Source organism: Pontibacillus yanchengensis Y32 (genome assembly GCF_000770635.1).
GTDB lineage: Bacteria > Bacillota > Bacilli > Bacillales > BH030062 > Pontibacillus > Pontibacillus yanchengensis.
Genome location: NZ_AVBF01000007.1, coordinates 35,543 through 55,529 on the forward strand (window position 1 = coordinate 35,543; position 19,987 = coordinate 55,529).

Genomic DNA, 19,987 nt, shown 5'->3' on the forward strand with positions numbered 1-19,987 from the left:
TACTAGAAAACATGAGCAAATTATAATTATTACAATCTGATATATGATATAATCATTATAGAAAATCAACTATAGACTTCATATATTATTTTTTCTTAATGAATAATATATATATGCCTATAAGAATCAATAACAGGGGCCAAAAGGTTTCAACAAAATTTGCTGCAATCGTAATCCACTGGAACCAACCCGGTTTGTTTGAAACAAAGATCGAAAATAAGGCAATCGCTACAAGGAGCAGGCCAGGGAGAAGACCTTGTTTGCTTTTCTGATAGCGTAATAAAAATGCAATTCCAACTATAAGGGGAAACATACCCCAGTGGTCAATCCAAAAGGAATATGTATATAGCCCATGAAAGTGGATGCCAAGCCCTAACAATATTGTTCCAGGCAGTATGGGTTCATAATCATTCGAGATATAGCTATTTAATAGCATGGCTACACCAATGATAATTAGAATCGTTGGCCACGAATAAAAGTGGGTAATAATAGGAATATTAAATTGTTGTAATAAGAAATATATACCTATACCAATTAAAAAAATACCTGGAAATGTGTTTTGTTTTTTCAATCAAATACCTCCTTCTAAATGGGAGAAAATAGTTGTGTTTCTTGCTTTAAATGCATGGTTATGTTAAGGTACATACGGTATTATACATGAATAATTCGAATAAATTGATAGTTCTATCGTATCATAACCTTTCAATAACTGTTCACATTTTACATAATTGTGAGCTTGATAACCATGTTATAATGGACGTAATTGATGATAATTGTTCGTTTATCAGTGTTTTGGGGGTGAAAGATGTGCATATTTTAGTAGTTGGCGTAAATTATAAAACGGCCCCTATTGAAATTAGAGAGAAGTTAACTTTTGCAGAGAATCAAACAGCAGAAGCAATGAAATCACTAAACCAGCAGAAGAGTGTGTTGGAAAGTGTGATTATTTCTACATGTAACCGCACAGAAATTTATGCGGTTGTTGATCAGCTTCATACTGGCCGTTATTATATAAAACAATTTTTAGCTGAATGGTTTAATATAGATAAAGATCAATTCTCGCCATTTCTATCTATGTACGAAGCGGATGGTGCGCTTGAACACTTATTCCGCGTAACATGTGGACTAGACTCAATGGTACTGGGTGAAACACAAATTCTTGGACAAATGAAACAAGCCTTTTTACAAGGCCAAGAAGCTGGGACGACTGGTACCATCTTCAATCAATTGTTTAAGCAAGCTGTTACACTAGCAAAACGGTCCCATAAAGAAACAGAAATTGGGGATAATGCTGTTTCTGTTAGCTATGCAGCAGTTGAATTAGCAAAGAAAATCTTTGGTGATTTAGTAAATAAGCATGTCGTCATTTACGGTGCAGGTAAAATGGGCGAACTAGCTGCTAAAAATCTTCACGGCTCTGGAGTGCGAGAAGTAACGGTTGTGAACCGGACTATGGAGAATGCAGAGCGTTTGGCTACCCAATTTAATGGCCAAGCTAAAACAGTTGAACAGCTAAATGAAGTATTAGAAAAAGCTGATATTCTTATTAGCTCTACAGGTGCAAGCGACTATGTGATTAACAAACAGACGATCGAAGCGGTTCATAAGAAGCGTAAAGGTCGCCCTCTATTCTTGGTAGATATTGCGGTGCCTCGTGACTTAGACCCAGCTATTGATGATTTAGAGAGCGTATTCCTTTATGATATTGATGACCTACAAGGTATCGTAGACGCTAATTTAGAAGCACGCAAAGAAGCAGCGGAACAAATCGAAATCATGGTGGAGGCTGATATAGTCGCATTTAAAGATTGGTTGCAAACCATTGGGGTTGTTCCAGTTATTTCTGCACTACGCAACAAGGCTTTATCGATACAAGCAGATACAATGGAAAGTATCGAGCGAAAAATGCCTGACTTAACAGAGCGAGAAAAGAAAGTTTTAAATAAGCATACCAAAAGTATTATTAATCAAATGCTAAAGCAACCAATTCTTCAGGCTAAAGAATATGCTGCACATCCAAACGCAGACCAGCAGTTGGATATGTTTAAGCAAATATTTGGTATCGAAGAAGAGGTTCAGCAGGAAATTGAAAAGCAGCAAGATAAAAATAAACAAGCTGTCTTAGATACCGATGGGAAATCATCCTTTCAACCGGCTTCGAACGTAGCTAATTCTTAAGAAAGGAATTTCCTTATGTTTGATTTCAAATGGCTGTATGAATTCATCATATTCATTTATTGCTTGAGTCTAATAGGATATTTTATAGATTTTATTCAATATAACCGGAAGGCGAATCGAATTGCCTTCTGGTTACTTTCTATGGTTTGGGTTTTACAGACCCTTTTTTTATTGGGGGAAATGCTAGCCTACTCAAACTTCCCAATCTCTACGATTTACGATGGACTCTATTTTTATGCCTGGATTCTCGTCACTTTCTCTCTTGTGATTAATCGACTGTTTCGTGTTGATTTCTTCATCTTCTTCACGAATGTATTAGGTTTCTTTTTAATGGTATTGCATATCTTCACAAGAGCTAATAGTGATGCAACAGAACAATCTATGCGACTTGTTAGTGAACTACTCGTTACACACATCACACTTGCGATGGTGTCATATGGTTTCTTTACATTCTCTTGTATATTCTCCTTTATGTATCTATTACAATATCGCTTATTAAAGGAGAAAAGATGGAATAAATGGCTACTCCGGTTAGGGGATTTAGGAAAGCTTGATAGTTTATCTTATATTGCTGTCGTTTTAGGGGTACCCTTACTCCTGATTGCGAATATTTTAGGGGTGATTTGGGGATACACCTCTACAGATGTGTTTTATATCTTTGATTCTAAGACGCTGGGTTCATTCGTTGTGCTAGGAGTGTATTTAACTTATCTAGCTTTAAGAGTAGTTCGTGGTTATCAAGGAAGAGCAATGGCCCTTTATAATACCTTAGCCTTCCTATTTCTACTAGTAAATTTCTTTCTATTTGGATCATTATCGAACTTTCACTTTTAGGAAATGTCAGGAGGAACAGATATGCGAAATATTGTAGTAGGCACTCGTAAAAGTAAGCTGGCCCTTACTCAAACAGATTGGGTTATCGATCAGCTTCAAAAGCTTGAGCTGCCGTATGAATTTGAAGTAAAAAAGATTGTGACAAAAGGTGACAAAATCCTTGATGTAACCTTATCAAAGGTAGGCGGCAAAGGATTATTTATCAAAGAAATTGAGGATGCTCTATATAGCGGTGAAATCGATATTGCTGTTCACAGTATGAAAGATATGCCTGCTGAAACACCTGAAGGTCTTACCATTGGTTGTATCCCAATTCGCGAGGATCACCGAGATGCCTATATCGCTAATGACAACGTACCTTTTCATGAATTACCTGAAGGAGCGGTAGTAGGAACAAGCAGTCTTCGTAGAGCTGCACAGGTGCTAGCTGCACGTCCTGACATTCATATAAAATCCATTCGTGGAAATATAGATACACGATTACGTAAGCTAAAAGAAGAAGATTTTGATGCTATTGTGTTGGCAACTGCAGGCTTGAAGCGGATGGGATGGACAGACGATTATATCACAGAGTATTTAGAGCCTGATGTATGCGTGCCAGCGGTTGGACAAGGTGCTCTAGCAATTGAATGTCGGGAAGAGGATAAAGAAATCCTTGATCTTCTTCAGCATCTTAATCATGAATATACGTATAAAACTGTCATTGCTGAGCGTACATTTCTTGATTTATTAGATGGAGGCTGTCAGGTCCCAATCGGAGGCTATGCTTACCTTGATGGAGAAGACGTGGTTCTAACTGCAATGGTAGGTAGTCCAGATGGAGAAACGATTTTAAAAGAGCAAGTACGTGGTACCGATTCTGTTGAAGTAGGTCGAGATGCAGCAGATCGTATAAAAGCACGTGGCGGGGCCGAGATTATCCAAAAGGCAAAAGAGGAGTTAGATCTATAATGCTACCTCTCTCTGGTAAGCGCATTTTGGTTACAAGAGAAGCCACTAAAGCTCATACAATCACGAGACTTATAGAACAACAGGGCGGAATTTCTATAGAAATTCCGCTTCTTCACTTTCAGGGTATTTATTCTGATGAAAATGAAAAAATAATGAAGCAGTTACCCTCTTATGATTGGGTTTTTTTCACGAGTACGAATGGAATTCATTTCTTCTTCGAACTAATGAAGCATTACAATAACACATATGAACAAGCAGCAAAGCTGAAATTTGCAGTCATCGGTGAAAAGACAGAAGAAGTGTTAAATGATTTTGGCTATGAAGCTCATTTTATTCCTAATACATATACAGGTGAACATCTTGGAAAAGAGTTTAATGAGTTCACAAGTAAGTGTTGTTCTATTTTAGTCGTGCAAGGTAACTTAGCGAAACAATCTGTGGTTCAAGAACTTTCAACTAGGGACCACGTTATTAGTACTGCTGAAATGTATGAGACACGAGTAAATGTTAGAATGAAAGAGGCGTTGAAAAAATCTCTTCAGGGTACTAGGTTAGATATCATTACATTTACAAGCCCTTCTACTGTACAGGCATTTGTGAAATTAGCAGAAGAGGAATGGAGAGAGGAACTCATGTCCATTCCATGTGTGTGTATTGGTCCATCTACACAAGCTGAAGCGATAAAAAAAGGTTTTAACTATACGATGATTCCGGAATATTACACAGTAGAAGGTATGATAGAGGTTGCTTCTGCTTACTTTAACAAGAAAGGATAAGAAGACTATGGATAACATTCAATTTAATCGACACAGACGCTTACGTACAACTGAATCAATGCGTTCACTTGTGCGAGAAACACATCTTCAAAAAACAGACCTTATTTATCCGATATTCGTTGTAGAAGGAGAACAAATTAAAAAAGAAGTACCTTCCATGCCAGGTGTGTATCATGTGTCTCTAGATTACTTAACAGAAGAGATGAACGAGTTAGTAAGCTTGGGCGTTCGTTCTGTTATTGTCTTTGGTGTTCCTGCACATAAAGATGAAAAAGGAACACAAGCCTACTGCGAAACTGGTATTGTACAAAAAGCGATTCGTCAAATTAAAGAGGAGGTTCCTTCGTTAACGGTAATTGCTGACACTTGCTTATGCCAATATACAGATCATGGGCATTGTGGCATCGTACAAGATGGAGAAATCCTCAATGATGAATCACTAGAACTACTTACCGAAACAGCTGTAAGTCAGGCCAAAGCTGGAGCAGATATTATCGCACCTTCAAATATGATGGACGGTTTCGTTGCTGCTATTCGTAAAGGTCTGGATGAAGCCGGATTTAAGAATACACCTATTATGTCTTATGCTGTAAAATATGCTTCTTCTTTCTATGGACCATTCCGTGACGCAGCTCATAGCTCTCCGCAATTTGGAGATCGACGTGCTTATCAAATGGATCCAGCCAATCGTTTAGAAGCGATTCGTGAAGCACAGTCGGACGTGGAAGAAGGGGCAGATTTTCTCATTGTAAAACCCGGGCTATCTTATTTGGACATTATGCGAGAAGTAAAGGATCGATTTAATTCTCCTGTAGTGGCTTACAATGTAAGCGGTGAGTATTCTATGATAAAAGCTGCTGCTCAAAATGGCTGGGTAAACGAACAAGAAATTGTCTTAGAGAAATTAACATCTATGAAGCGAGCAGGAGCAGACTTAATTATTACGTATTTTGCAAAAGATGTAGCACGATATCTAAGTGAATAATTGTAAGGAGTGAGGAATAGAATGCGTGATTTTAATCGTTCTCAAGAAGCATTTAAAGAAGCGGTAGAGTATATGCCAGGTGGAGTGAATTCACCGGTACGAGCATCTAAATCTGTTGGAATGGATCCTATATTCATGGAGAGAGGTCAAGGTTCAAAGATATATGATATCGATGGCAATGAATACATTGATTATGTATTAAGCTATGGACCACTGATTTTAGGACATGCTGATGAAAATGTTGTCAGCCACGTGAATGAAGTAGCTATGAAGGGGACGAGTTTTGGTACACCGACTATTCTAGAAAATGAACTAGCGAAGGTTGTCATTGATCGAGTACCTTCTATCGAAATGGTTCGCATGGTAAACTCAGGTACTGAGGCTACGATGAGTGCACTACGATTAGCACGTGGTTATACTGGGAAAAATAAGATTCTTAAATTCGAAGGAAACTATCATGGACATGGTGATTCCTTGCTTATTAAAGCTGGGTCAGGTGTTGCAACACTAGGTTTACCTGATTCTCCTGGAGTCCCAGAGGGAATTGCGATGAACACGATTACGGTGCCTTACAATGACTTAGAAAGTCTTCGCTATGCGTTTAATGAATATGGTGATGATATTGCCGGTGTCATTGTCGAGCCTGTTTCAGGAAATATGGGGGTTGTGCCTCCATCAGACAATTTCTTACCTGAACTTCGTAAGATTACTGAAGACCATGGTTCCTTGCTCATCTTTGATGAAGTAATGACTGGATTTCGTGTAGGGTACAATTGTGCTCAAGGATACTATGGTGTAACTCCTGATCTTACCTGCCTAGGAAAAGTAATCGGCGGTGGACTTCCGGTAGGAGCGTATGGTGGTAAACGCGAAATTATGGAGATGATTGCTCCAACTGGACCTATTTATCAAGCAGGTACGCTATCAGGAAATCCATTAGCAATGGCAGCGGGTCTAGAAACACTACAAGCGTTAACACCTGAATCCTATGATGCTATTAATCAAAAAGTTGATCGTCTTGTTGAAGGGTTTACGGAAGCAGCGGAAACATATAATATTCCTCTCACTGTAAATCGAGCTGGTTCAATGGTTGCTTTCTTCTTTACAAATGAAGAAGTCTATAATTATGAAACTGCGAAAAAAGCAGATACTGACATGTTTGCTAAATTTTATCGCGTTATGATTGAGGAAGGCATTTATATTGCTCCTTCTCAATATGAAGGATTGTTCTTATCTACGAAGCATACTGACCAAGATATTGAAAAAACAATCGAAGCAGCTCAATGTGCTTTTGCTTCTATTCAATCTTAAATAAATTGGAGCCCTTATCAAATTCTGATAAGGGCTTTATTATTCTATAATTGCCCCATTGTCTTGAAGACTTGGGGGCGAGATATATTGGGATAGGTCCGATACTTTAAAATGATTAGGGTTGGGTGGGAAACAACTCGCGTCCTGCGGGCGAGCTGGCAAGCTACCTTCGGGGAAAACACCCTCAGGGGATCTTGCCTACCTCTTTCTCCCGCGGGAGTCTCGTCGTTTCCCGCCCAACCCTGCCAATATGTTGCGATCAGACCTACGGCTATAAGTAGTTCATCTTCTAATGTATATACCAAATAGCGAACTCATGTCGGTCACGAATGCCCATTACTCTCATTAAGAAAATAGGCCACATTACCCCCCACTCTAGACTTACCATGTTTCCGTTCATCCAGATAACAGCAAATGTAGCCGTGGAACAAGGAGACTCCCGCCGGAGAAAGAGGTAGGCGAGCCCCTCGGAGAGCCCCGCTTTTTGGGCTCGAGGAGGCTTGGAAGAGGAGGTTCGACTAAAACCGTCACATCGTGTGACAACGTTGATCGAACATACATGGTGTAGGGCCGCCGGCAGGACGCGAGTTGTTCCACGGCCATCTTTATTCTCACAAAAGCAACGGAAACATCCCTCTTTTTTTTGCCTATTATTTGCTAAATAACTTAATTTATCTCGAATCCAAGTCTCCAAGATTATGCCTCTAATACTGAAAAAATTTTTAAACTACCCATCAATACAGCAAAAGGTTTTAAATAATCCTATCAAGATATGAAAAAACAGATTATATGTATAGCTCTCTCAAGCATTGAGTATCTATATGGTACTAGGTACTCACTCTTTTCAATTATCATCAGTTCTAAATCACTCCACAGTCATAAATCGTCCTACAAGGACATATACCTGTAATGACATAAGAGATCGAGAGGTCATGTGTGTATTTGAAGGGAGGAGAAAGGTTTGTCATATGATGAACAAAATGTGTTTTCTTTTCATTTAAATGAGTCACTTTGGTTTCAAAGAGGACAGGAAGTAGATGAATTCATGGGGATTTCACTTGAACCAGATATCTCCATTCAAGAGTTTGATGATACAGTTTCCATTAGAGGTGTGATTGAATTAACGGGAGAGTACTATCAGTCGAGAGAAGAGCTTGAAGAAGAGCCGCAAGTATTATCTCTTCGCGATCATGCTTCTAAAAGATTAATTGAAGAAGTGGAAACCCATGAGGACGGAGTGAGCGAATGCTATCACCGTTTTCCGGTAGAAATCTCGATTCCTAAAAGTAGAATCGAAAACTTACATGATGTCACTGTTAGTATTGATTCATTTGATTATGAACTACCGGAACGAGGTCAGTTAAAGTTAAATGCTACCGTCGCTATTCACGGGGTTAATCATGAAGAGGTTTCCTATGTACAAGAAGAACAAAGGGATGCTTTTCAAGATCAGGATGAGTATGAGGAAGTTCATTATGATGAGCTAGAAAGTCGGTTTAGTTTTGATGTGAAGTATGAAGAAGATGAGGACCAAGAAGACCCAGTCGTAGCAGATTCATTTGATCATCAAACCATTGAACAAGAAGATGATTCATCGTTAACAGAGGACGAAGGTGGAAGATGGAAATATAAGCAAGTCCAATCTTTTTCTGAGTTCTTTGGGAATGAAGCAGAAGCCCCTCCATCTGAAGAAGAAACAGATGAAGACGAGGATACCATGGAATACGAAGACAGTTATGAATACGAGGAAGATGATCGTGATGAAGAAGAACATTATCCTCAAGATGCACGTTATTTAACTTCTATGTTCCAGCGCGAAGAAGAGCCTTATGCAAAAATGCGGATGTGTATAGTGCAGGAAAGCGATACGTTAGGGTCTATTGCACAAAAATATAAGGTTCCACCTACTCAACTAAGTCGTATAAACGATTTAGGAGATGAAGATGTTTCAGCCGGACAAATTTTATATATTCCTTCAAAGTAAGAAATCAGGGGCTGACTCTAAGTGATGGAGTCAGCCTAATTTCTTGTATTAACCTTATATAAAAAGGAGGTATGGGCATGAGTGAGTTTTTATCTGAAGTGCTTGCTCACTATGGCTTGTATCCTTTAGAGGTGTACCAGCAGACGGAACATGTATATAAAGTCTACACCAATCATGGGTCAGTTGCAGTTAAACGTTCAGATATGAGTGCTCAACAAATAGAACAATGGATTGCAGCTTATCGACAAGCAAATGAATCTCAACTTTCATCTCTAATGCCATTATATATGACCTCAAGTCAAGAGCTATACGTTCAGCAGCAAGACCATACGTGGTATGTCATGCCATGGGTTGAAACCCCTCATCGAGATACACCACCTTATCCTTTTGATCTTTTTTACTCTTCTCTTGCTGATATTCATAGACGTACTTCTAAGACTCAAGTAGTAAAACGAGAAGATTTTGAAGAGAGAATGGAGTCTAAGAAGAATCAAATTAGAGCTGACAAAGATAAGTTAGAGGGGTATGTAGAAGCATTTGAGAAACGTCATTATATGGCACCGTTTGAGTTACAAGTGTGTACTCATTTCCGTGATTTATTATATGTGTTTGAAACCTCGGAAGGATGGTGCGATCGCTTTTTAGAGGACATTGAGGAAGATAAGAAGATTCGCCTAACGTTATGTCATGGAGACTTAAAACCGAGTCATTTCATTTATGATGAAAATAAACCGTACTTTTTGAATTGGGAACGAGCTTCTTGGAATTATCCGGTATTTGATTTAACGTCTTATTATTGGAACATAATTAAATATCATGATGCTCCTGTAGAACAATTGGTTACCACTTTTTCTTCCTATGAAGAAAGGTTTAACTTAATGAATAGTGAGCGTTGTTTGTTTGCTCTTTATTTACTAAGTCCTGATCATTACATTGATCAAATAGATGCTTATGTAAGTGGTGCCCGAGATAGTGGGCAACCTTTTTTAGTGCAAAAGCTCGAACGCTCCTATTATGTTCTACAGCACTCTTTGCAGATTCAAGCTCAGCTTGAAAAAGCAAGGGAGTATATTCAAGAGCAAGCACAAGAGAAAGAGCAAGAAGAGGAAGGTTAAATCCATTTCAAATAAAAAGCAAAATATAACCCTATTAATAATCCTAACAAGAATACATCAAAAGTGGTCGGGAATAAAAGGGTACGAATTAATTGGAACACCGCTATAGGTAAGGTGCATTTTTCAATAATAAAAATCCATTGGCGACACCATGGAGGAAGTTTATACCGATAAAATTGTCCCATTTAGCTATGCCTCCTTTATTAGCTTTTGTTTTATCTTATGTAAGGATTAGCCTAATTGGTGAATACAAAAGTTTTTAAGGTAAGGATTGACTTAACATAGGATAAATGGATAAAATAACAATACAATCAATTTATCGAAATGCCGTGAAGGGGAAGAGTATGCGTTTCAATCTTTTTCAGAGAGAGAATCATTTGCTGAGAGATTCTTAAGCTCTTGAATGCAGAAGTCACCCCAGATGCAGCTTCTTTGAAACGTGGAGTAGGAGAAGCCGGAGTCCATCCGTTACATGTTGAAGTGTACAGTTTAGATAGGTGAAGTCTATCTAATAGCTGTAAATTAAGGTGGTACCGCGAATCCTTTTCGTCCTTTTTATAGGATGAAAAGGATTTTTTTATTGCATCATATTCGTAATCACGGTGGTTAGAAGGAGGAAGTTTAATGGAAAATGAAAACCAAGAAATATCTTTACCGACAAAATACGATCCGAATGCAATTGAAAAAGGTCGATATGACTTTTGGGTGAATGGTAAGTTTTTTGAAGCAAAAGATGACGAGAATAAAGATCCGTTTACTGTGGTTATCCCACCACCAAACGTAACGGGTCGCCTTCACTTAGGGCATGCATGGGATACGACACTACAAGATATCATAACTCGAGTGAAGCGTATGCAAGGATACGATGTACTGTGGCTACCTGGAATGGACCATGCTGGTATTGCTACACAAGCTAAAGTGGAAGCAAAGTTAAAAGAACAGGGTACATCTCGATATGACCTTGGGCGTGAAGGATTCCTTCAACAAGCATGGGATTGGAAAGAAGAATATGCTGATTTCATTCGTCAACAATGGGAAAAGCTTGGATTAGGATTAGACTATTCTCGTGAACGTTTTACTCTAGATAACGGATTATCCAATGCCGTACGCGAAGTATTTGTTACATTATATGAAAAAGGGCTAATCTATCGTGGTGAATACATTATCAACTGGGATCCGGCAACGCAGACAGCTCTATCTGATATTGAAGTAATCTATGATGATGTTCAAGGTCATTTCTATCACATGAAGTATCCGTTAGTGGATGGATCTGATGAGATTCAGATAGCGACAACTCGTCCAGAGACGATGCTTGGTGATACAGCTGTAGCAGTTCATCCAGAAGATGATCGTTACAAACACCTTATTGGCAAGAAGGTGAAGCTTCCTATCGTTGGACGTGAAATTGAAATTGTAGCCGATGATTATGTTGATATGGAGTTTGGAAGTGGTGCTGTGAAGATTACACCAGCTCATGACCCGAATGATTTTGAAATCGGAAATCGCCATAATTTAGAGCGTGTACTTGTTATGAACGAAGATGGCTCAATGAATGAGAATGCTGGTAAATATCAAGGCATGGATCGCTTTGCTTGTCGTAAACAATTGGTTAAGGATCTTCAAGAAGAAGGTGTTCTATTTAACATTGAAGAACACATGCACTCGGTAGGCCACTCTGAGAGAAGTGGAGCGGTTGTTGAACCATACCTTTCTACACAATGGTTTGTAAATATGCAGCCATTAGCCGATGCTTCTATTGAGTTACAAAAAGGGGACGACAAAGTTAACTTTGTTCCAGACCGTTTTGAGAAAACTTATTTAAACTGGATGGAGAATATTCGCGACTGGTGTATTTCTAGACAGCTTTGGTGGGGCCATCGTATCCCAGCTTGGTACCATAAAGAAACAGGTGAATTATATGTAGGTCGTGATGAACCAGCTGATCCTGAAAACTGGGTACAGGATGAGGATGTGCTAGATACTTGGTTCTCCTCTGCATTATGGCCTTTCTCTACAATGGGCTGGCCAGATGAAAACAATAAGGATTACAATCGTTATTTCCCTACCGATGTATTGGTAACAGGCTATGATATCATCTTCTTCTGGGTATCCCGTATGATTTTCCAATCGATTGAATTTACTGACCGTCGTCCATTTGAAGATGTGCTCATTCACGGGCTTGTACGAGATGCTGATGGACGTAAGATGAGTAAATCTTTAGGTAACGGTGTAGATCCAATGGACGTAATTGATAAGTATGGAGCAGACTCGTTACGTTACTTCCTTGCTACAGGCTCTACTCCTGGTCAGGATTTGAGGTTCCAATGGGAGAAAGTGGAGGCAACATGGAACTTTGCTAATAAAATTTGGAATGCTTCTCGTTTTGCTCTAATGAATATGGACGGCATAAAATATGAGGAAATTGATTTATCAGGGAAGAAATCACTTGCTGATCAGTGGATCTTGACTCGTTTAAACGAAACCATTGAGCATGTAACGCGGAATGTTGATAAATACGAATTCGGAGAAGCCGGACGTCATTTATACAACTTCATTTGGGATGAATTCTGTGATTGGTATATTGAAATGGCGAAATTACCGTTATATGGAGAAGATGAGGCAGAGAAGAAGACAACACGTTCTATCTTGGCTTATGTATTAGATCAGACAATGCGAATGCTTCATCCTTTTATGCCATTTATTACAGAAGAGATTTGGCAAGCTCTTCCTACTAAAGGTGAATCCATTACCGTTGCAAAATGGCCGGAAGTGCGAAATGATCTTCATAATGAACAGGCATCAGAAGAAATGAAGCGACTTGTTGATATTATTCGATCTGTACGAAACATTCGTGCTGAAGTTGATACACCAATGTCTAAACAAATTCAGCTGATGATCAAAGCGAAAGATGACGAGGTAGCTGAACAGTTAAATAACAATCGTCATTATTTAGAACGTTTCTGTAATCCAAGCGAACTAACAATTGATCCAAATCTTCAGGCCCCAGAAAAGGCAATGTCTTCTGTTATTACAGGAGCTGAACTTTACCTTCCGCTTGAAGGGTTGATTGATATTCAAGAAGAAGTAGCCCGCCTTGAAAAAGTATGGAAGAAATGGGACGACGAAGTGAAGCTTGTTCAAAAGAAACTTTCCAATGATAAATTTGTTAATAAAGCTCCAGAACACATTGTTCAGGCTGAACGAGACAAAGAGCAAGATTATTTAGATAAACGTGATAAGGTAGAGACACGAATCAACGAACTAAAATCTTAAAAAGTTTATGGAAAAAGACGGACCTGTATTGGGTTCGTCTTTATTCCAATAAAGGAAATATCGCTAGTAGGAAGGAGTTATTGTATTAAGCACAATGCTCCGTGGAAGAAAAATGTACTTATATGCAAGGAAGAAACGAGGAAAATGGTAATGAACTATCAAGATGCAATGGAATGGATTCATAATCGACATAAATTTGGTATCAAGCCTGGTTTGCAACGTATGGAATGGTTAATGTCCCGCCTTGGTAATCCAGAACAACACCTTCAAGCTATTCATGTTGCAGGAACGAATGGAAAAGGGTCGACCATTTCGTTTATCCGTAATATGTTACAAGCTCATGGATATACGGTGGGCACGTTCACTTCTCCTTATGTTGTCACGTTTAATGAACGTATCAGTATAAATGGAAAGCCACTAGCTGATGAGGAATGGGCAGAGCTGGTAGACAAAATCAAGCCACTCGCTGAAGAATTAGAAACTTTACCACTAGGTGGACCTACAGAGTTTGAAGTTATCACTGCATTAGCTATATTATACTTTTCAGAACACCCACAAGATATTGTTCTAATGGAAACAGGATTGGGTGGGCGTTTGGACTCAACCAATGTTATATCTCCTATCTTATCTGTTATTACAAGCATAGGAAAAGATCATACTGCTATTCTAGGCGAGACAATGGAGGAAATAGCATCAGAAAAAGCAGGTATAATCAAACCTGGTGTACCTGTAATAACTGGAGTAGAAAACCCGAATGCTTTAAATGTGATAAAACAAAAAGCAATCATAGAGGATGCAAAGCTAGATACTCTAGGGGATCAATTTCAAATTATAGATGTTTCCACTACACCTATTGGAGAACAATTCAACTTTACGAATGAAATGATTAATTGGGACGAGCTTGTGATTCATATGAAGGGAAAACATCAGATGAAGAATGCAGCTTTAGCTATTCAAGCTGTAACGCAATGTCTTACACATGTAAGCGAAGAGAAAGTTCGTGAAGGACTTCTAACAACAAGTTGGGTGGGGCGGTTTGAACAAGTTTTTGATCATCCTCCTATCATTCTTGATGGAGCTCATAATGAAGAGGGTATTCAAGCGATGACTCAGACTGTTCGTGACCATTACCATGATAAGAAAAAGCATTTACTATTTGCAGCTTTGCACGATAAACCTTTAGATAAGATGGTGCCCTTGTTTACGAATACATTTGATACAGTTACTTTTACCTCGTTCTCCTTTCCAAGGGCTACTAATCCAGAAGAACTATATTCATTATCCTCACATCCACGTAAGGATAAGACATATGATTGGAAAGAATTCGTAATGGAGAGCATGAAAACATTATCAAAAGAGGAAGTACTGATTATATCTGGTTCCTTATATTTCATTTCAGAAGTGAGAAAATTTTTTGAAAATATAGGATGATTGTGCTACTATGTTAGTAATATTTATTTACAAAAACTGCAAGAAAAATATAAGAAAATATAGCTGGTTTCACTATGACAAGCTTGCTAGGTTAGAGATTGATTCGGTAGGGAGATGCATGACATGCTAACGAAGCAAAAAACAGTGGCCCTTTGGGTAGTTTGGGCTCTATTGTGGCCCAGCATATTTGTATTGATTTATCAGCTCCAACCCCCAACATTTCAAGGTCACGAAATTGATCTCCTCTCTTTTGCTATGTTAATGGGAATTGTGGCGTTATTTCCAATCATCGTGAATGGTACGCCAATATTTTTCATTCATGGAATTGGTCTAACCGTGTTTATTTATTTTGGTTTGTTTGTGGAAATCATGCTAACCCAAATGGCTTATATCATTCTGTTTGCTAAATTGCGGTTACCTAGAAATGATTTATATAAAATTCCATTAAACTTTCTTATGTTTATGTTTGTTTCCATCGGTGCAGCTGGTGTGTATTACTTATTTGGTGGAAGACATGGGGCACTAGATATCAGTTCACCTATAGATATTTTGCCTATTTTAGCTTATTCCCTTGCAATCATTCTTATTAATCAACTACTCCTGAATGTTATTCGAACTCTTATAATGGGCTTACCTTCAAAATTCTTTAATAGTAGTTTGCTGTGGGAGGGTGTTAGTAACCTAATTATTCTACCAGTAGCACTCGTACTTTATATTTTATATATAGAAATTGGACTAGGGGCTATATATTATGTAGGTGTCCCATTTGTTAGTTTATCTATCATCCTCATGCTTTTTTATAGAAGTCGCCGCATTAATGATTATTTACAACGGACAAGCGATATTGGACATGAGTTAACGGAAAAATTAGAAGTTAGTGAAGTGTTAGATCGTTTTGTTGAGAACATCTCAACGCTGTTGGATGTGAATTATGCGTATATCTACGATGTTGATGAGGAACAGAATAGGCTAACTTTAATTCGCTTCTATGATGCAATGCAAGATCGCGAATTACCTATAAATCATCTACATAAATTTGAAGGAGTTAGTGGAAAGGTATGGGGTAATGCTCAGGGGCTCTATTATCATTCTCGTAAACAATGGGAACAGGGCAACGCAAAGTTTATGTCTAAAGAAGTTGAGAGCATAATTTCCATTCCTATCGAACGCCACAAACAAGTTGTTGGTGTGTTAACACTTACATCCAAAAAGAAACGAGCATATGAAAAATATCAGTATATGATTGTAGACATACTGACAAATTACTTAGCTGTTGCCATCGAAAATGCCCGAAATTATGAAGAAACAAAACGGCAGAGTGAAATATGTCTACTTACAAATCTATATAACTATCGCTATTTTGAAAAACACTTACAAGCATATTATGACCATTTACAGAGTCATAATATCCAGGAAGAAATTGCGCTTATTTTACTAGATTTAGACCATTTTAAAGAGATTAATGATCAATACGGACATGAAAGTGGAAATGAAGCATTATGCGAACTCGCTAATCGTTTAAGAAATATTATTTCCGATAAGGGAACAGTAGCCAGGTATGGTGGAGAAGAATTTGTTATATTATTACCAAATGTTAACCAAGAGCATGCTCTCCATATCGCAGAGCACGTCCGACGAAAAATTGCAAACACTCCCTTTACTCTATATGAGCACATACTAGAAGATGAAAATCCAGTTCAGGTAAATATAACAGCAAGTATTGGGAGTGCAACATACCCTGATAATTGCGAAGACCCTATGGAGCTAGTTCGCCATGCAGACCGAGCCATGTATATGGGAGCTAAACGCCAAGGTCGCAATAAAGTAGCCAGTTATGAGAAGGTAGTGGAAACAGCAGAGTAATGACTCTGCTGTTTTTTTTATTTCTAATGGAATGGCTGCGTTAAAGTTTGATGTTGATATAATAATTAGTTTTATGTTCCTCCATAATAGCACCATAATCTTGAATAACTGGTGAGGCTGGACCCGTTACGTGGGGCTGCGGTGAAATGGTTCGCTTTCCGCGGAGGAACATGCAAGCCTCCTCGTTTGGCTACGCCTCTCTGTGGGGTCTAGCATTGTCCCTTCTTCCGCAGGAGTCTCACCATTTCCCTCCGCCCATCGGTATGAGAGATAACGGATTCATCGTAGTTAGTGCTAGGTAAGTATAATGATTTTAACAGATTGGTCAAACTGTTTATAATAATAATTTCCTTGATATCAAAGGGGTTTAAGTATGTTTTACTTCCTTGAATATATGCGTTAATAGTGTTGAAACTTTCCCTTAATCCAATAAAAAGGTAAATACCTTCCTAAATAAGTACTCCAATACATGGCGTTGAATCGTTGGGAATTTGCGAGACTCCTGCGGGAAAACGATCGTGTGAAGACCCCGCAGAGAGGCGAATGCCGAACGAGGAGGCTTCACCGATTGTCCGCGGAAAGCGAGTGAATTCCCAACGATTCAACAACTCAGCACCAAAAATGCTTATTCCAGATTATGCTTCTTAACTTGTATAAAACTATTTAGATTAGTTGATTCCAAAATCAACACTAAACTTTAACATAGCCATTGGAAAGATGAGATGTTTCATATATGGAGAATCCAAATATACATTAGAATTTCACTAGTGTCTATTAACCTAAAAAAACGCCACGCTATATCTCTTACATGTATATAATGTGAATGAAGTGGTTCATAGGGACTAATGATTCGGGGAATTTGTGGTAATGACTAGGTCCAATATAGCAATAAATTCTTTTAAATATACCAACTTTATTATACAATTACGATATAGTCGAACGTTGTCAAAATTCGGTGAAAAAGGAAAGAGGTGAGGTTTTGGACATTCTATTTGCCCTTGTTGGGGGAGTTATCTTATTATTGATTTTTTACATAATACCTGTAGGGTACAATAGAAGAGGAAAACTATTAGTAGTAGGATCTGCACTTTTAATTGCATTATCGACCTATTATTCCAACTTTGTATTTCAATGGTGGGAAAGTTTACTCATACTTCTATTATTATCTTTTTTAATGACAATTCTTATAAGTCGATACTTATATAAAAATAACCAAGAAAAGCATTTAAATGAACGTGAAAACGATGATGAAGTAAAGGATATAATACAACAACCTAACGGTGAACTTTATAAAAAGAATATAGATACCAATATTTCAAAAGAATTTACTGAAGAACTAATAGATAAAAAAAATGAATTCAAATCTTCAACATCTAATGACAATTCACCTTTGACTCACACTTCTAATGAAGAACAGACCTATAATACTCTAGCAAATATCGAACCAATTCAGTTTGTTGATACAACCGAAGATTATCAAAGCTATCATCAAGATTCTAAAATAGAAGATAAGGAACTAACAAATAATATAGAAACAAGTAAAGAAGAGGAAGGTTTGAGCCCTGAAGAAGAACTAATTACGAATCGATTTAATCAATTATCTAAGACCAATAAATCTATGGAATATGATGACTTTCAATCAGAGGGGATTCAACAAGAGGAAACTTATCAAGAAAACGATAATAGTGACTATTTTAGTGATGAAAACTACACCAAACCACATGCCGAAGATTATATAGAGCCAATAGGAAGATTATCTAGGCTTGAATATGAAGAAGACATCCGTGAATAATACTATTATTTATGAAAGAGATTTTGAAAAATGAATTTATATAATACAAGTAATATCTTTAAGATATCTACAACAAGGGGAAGGTAATGTGGGAAAACAGCTGGATATAAAACTTTTTATTTTACTAACTACTATGGCAGTTTTCTTAATAGCTATGTCAGTAAGTGGAAATTTTATTTATCAAACAGTATTAGCTGAACCAGAAACCTATGATGAAGGCACTAGTGTAAGCGGCGTACAGCTAAGTGGGTTAACAAAAGCGGAAGCAAAGATTAAGCTGCAAAATGCTGCTTCTGAATGGATTAAGAAGCATCCGGTTCTCATAAATATGAAACAGAATCAATTGACTTTCCCCCCCTCTTTATTTGATTTTAATATTGAGAAAACTCTTAAGAATATAAAATATGGAGAGTCTACTAAAATATCTATTAATATTAATGTCAAGGAATTTTCTAGTATAGAGAATGAATTAGGGCCCAATTTGTATGACAAATTACTTTTGCAAAGTTTAAATACTGATTTAAAAAATACAGTAGAATCCCTACCATCTAAACCCATTGAGTTTTCTATATATGATTATGTTGAAAAAGGTACTGTTGAGCTTTATGAAACAGTTAGTAAATACTCTATTCCAATTCCGAATGGTATTGATCCCTCCTATTATATACGAGTGTTAGATGGGGTGACCGTCAATGCAAAAGAAACATTCTCATTGTTGAAATATACGAATGATGCATCTTTTCAAAGTTCCGAAGCGTTAAACTTAGTTGCATCTGCAATACTTGGATCTTCATTAAAAACTAATTTTTCTATTAAGGAACGACACATAAGTCAGCATCGACCTGAATACATCCCAAGAGGACGAGAAGCAAGCATAAATCCTGAAGAAAATCAAGGTTTTGAATTCGTGAATATAAATGAGAGTAATTATAAACTTACAATCTATGTTCAAGATGGCAACTTAATAGCAAAATGGAAAGGTTATCCTCTTCCTAGTAATTATAAAGTAGCTATAAAAGGAGTACAGGAGATTCAACCTAAAACTATTGTGAATTTTTCTAATAAAGTAGTAGGTACTGAAATTATTAAGGAGGGTTCTAAAGGTGAAGTTTATGAATTACATAGACTTACCGTAAATCAGAATAACCAAGTAATTTCAAACGAATTTATTGCTGAGGATTATTATTCTCCATTACATAGGGTGGAGCTACATTATAAAAAGAAGGATTATAATGATAATGATGAAGATATTACTCAAGAAGGTGATACAGATTCTAATATCCCTACCTCTAGCTCATCATTAGATTCACAATCAAGTTCAGAACACTCTTCAAATAGTGAAGAAGATCAAAACAACCAATCTAGTCCTAATGATTCTAAAAGCGAGCAAACAAATCAAAGTGAAAAACAAGGAGTAGTAACAAATCCAGAGGATATGTGGGATCAGACTGATGAACCATCTAAAGGTGAATAAAATAATTGTACGTAAGAATC

Annotated in this window: 16 protein-coding genes and 1 other annotated feature; of the genes, 13 read left to right on the plus strand and 3 right to left on the minus strand. The window is 37.6% G+C overall.

The window, feature by feature from the left end:
- Positions 1-85 precede the first annotated feature (85 nt).
- Positions 86-571 (minus strand): LiaI-LiaF-like domain-containing protein, encoded by a 486-nt coding sequence (locus N782_RS04210; RefSeq protein WP_036816554.1) that lies wholly within the window; start codon positions 569-571, stop codon positions 86-88.
- Between the two features lie 236 nt (positions 572-807).
- Here N782_RS04210 and hemA point away from each other — a divergent pair, with 236 nt between their 5' ends.
- From hemA to N782_RS04260, 8 genes are all read left to right on the plus strand, one after another.
- On the plus strand, positions 808-2,178 hold the full coding sequence (hemA, locus tag N782_RS04215) for a glutamyl-tRNA reductase (RefSeq protein ID WP_036816555.1): 1,371 nt from the start codon (positions 808-810) through the stop codon (positions 2,176-2,178).
- 15 nt (positions 2,179-2,193) lie between these two features.
- Positions 2,194-3,012: a cytochrome c biogenesis protein gene (locus N782_RS04220; protein WP_036816559.1), complete on the plus strand. Its 819-nt coding sequence runs from the start codon at positions 2,194-2,196 to the stop codon at positions 3,010-3,012.
- Positions 3,013-3,033: 21 nt separating this feature from the next.
- Entirely contained in the window at positions 3,034-3,963 is a 930-nt protein-coding gene (gene hemC, locus N782_RS04225) for a hydroxymethylbilane synthase (protein WP_036816562.1), read from the plus strand.
- Positions 3,963-4,739, plus strand: a complete 777-nt coding sequence (locus tag N782_RS04230) for a uroporphyrinogen-III synthase (RefSeq protein WP_036816565.1) — start codon at positions 3,963-3,965, stop codon at positions 4,737-4,739. The genes hemC and N782_RS04230 overlap by 1 nt, the downstream gene beginning before the upstream one ends.
- Positions 4,740-4,746: 7 nt before the next feature.
- Complete coding sequence (gene hemB / locus N782_RS04235) at positions 4,747-5,724, plus strand: porphobilinogen synthase (protein WP_036816566.1); 978 nt, start codon at positions 4,747-4,749, stop codon at positions 5,722-5,724.
- A 21-nt stretch (positions 5,725-5,745) separates the two neighbouring features.
- On the plus strand, positions 5,746-7,035 hold the full coding sequence (gene hemL / locus N782_RS04240) for a glutamate-1-semialdehyde 2,1-aminomutase (RefSeq protein WP_036816567.1): 1,290 nt from the start codon (positions 5,746-5,748) through the stop codon (positions 7,033-7,035).
- A gap of 961 nt (positions 7,036-7,996) precedes the next feature.
- Entirely contained in the window at positions 7,997-9,019 is a 1,023-nt protein-coding gene (gene spoVID, locus N782_RS04255; protein ID WP_036816573.1) for a stage VI sporulation protein D, read from the plus strand.
- A gap of 77 nt (positions 9,020-9,096) precedes the next feature.
- Positions 9,097-10,134 (plus strand): phosphotransferase, encoded by a 1,038-nt coding sequence (locus N782_RS04260; RefSeq protein WP_036816576.1) that lies wholly within the window; start codon positions 9,097-9,099, stop codon positions 10,132-10,134.
- Here N782_RS04260 and N782_RS04265 read toward each other — a convergent pair.
- Positions 10,131-10,319: a hypothetical protein gene (locus N782_RS04265; protein WP_036816579.1), complete on the minus strand. Its 189-nt coding sequence runs from the start codon at positions 10,317-10,319 to the stop codon at positions 10,131-10,133. The two genes, N782_RS04260 and N782_RS04265, sit on opposite strands and share 4 nt — an antisense overlap.
- A gap of 135 nt (positions 10,320-10,454) precedes the next feature.
- Positions 10,455-10,691: a binding site (T-box leader), on the plus strand.
- A gap of 67 nt (positions 10,692-10,758) precedes the next feature.
- Between N782_RS04265 and N782_RS04270 the strand changes: the two genes are divergently transcribed.
- From N782_RS04270 to N782_RS04280, 3 genes are all read left to right on the plus strand, one after another.
- The gene (locus tag N782_RS04270) at positions 10,759-13,407 is read left to right on the plus strand and encodes a valine--tRNA ligase (RefSeq protein ID WP_036816581.1); all 2,649 of its coding nucleotides are present in this window, start codon (positions 10,759-10,761) and stop codon (positions 13,405-13,407) included.
- Between the two features lie 144 nt (positions 13,408-13,551).
- A complete protein-coding gene (locus N782_RS04275; protein WP_036816583.1) occupies positions 13,552-14,838 on the plus strand; it encodes a bifunctional folylpolyglutamate synthase/dihydrofolate synthase in 1,287 nt (428 codons plus the stop codon).
- 123 nt (positions 14,839-14,961) lie between these two features.
- A complete protein-coding gene (locus tag N782_RS04280; protein WP_052111166.1) occupies positions 14,962-16,701 on the plus strand; it encodes a GGDEF domain-containing protein in 1,740 nt (579 codons plus the stop codon).
- Positions 16,702-16,741: 40 nt separating this feature from the next.
- Here the strand turns inward: N782_RS04280 and N782_RS22060 are convergent, their stop codons facing one another.
- Positions 16,742-16,873 carry a hypothetical protein gene (locus N782_RS22060; RefSeq protein WP_272913638.1) on the minus strand — a complete coding sequence of 44 codons (132 nt, stop codon included), beginning with the start codon at positions 16,871-16,873 and terminating at the stop codon, positions 16,742-16,744.
- Positions 16,874-17,680: 807 nt separating this feature from the next.
- Between N782_RS22060 and N782_RS04285 the strand changes: the two genes are divergently transcribed.
- Together N782_RS04285 and N782_RS04290 are read left to right on the plus strand one after the other, a co-directional pair.
- Complete coding sequence (locus N782_RS04285) at positions 17,681-18,493, plus strand: hypothetical protein (RefSeq protein WP_036816585.1); 813 nt, start codon at positions 17,681-17,683, stop codon at positions 18,491-18,493.
- Between the two features lie 88 nt (positions 18,494-18,581).
- Positions 18,582-19,967 (plus strand): VanW family protein, encoded by a 1,386-nt coding sequence (locus N782_RS04290; protein ID WP_036816588.1) that lies wholly within the window; start codon positions 18,582-18,584, stop codon positions 19,965-19,967.
- The last annotated feature ends 20 nt before the right edge of the window (positions 19,968-19,987 follow it).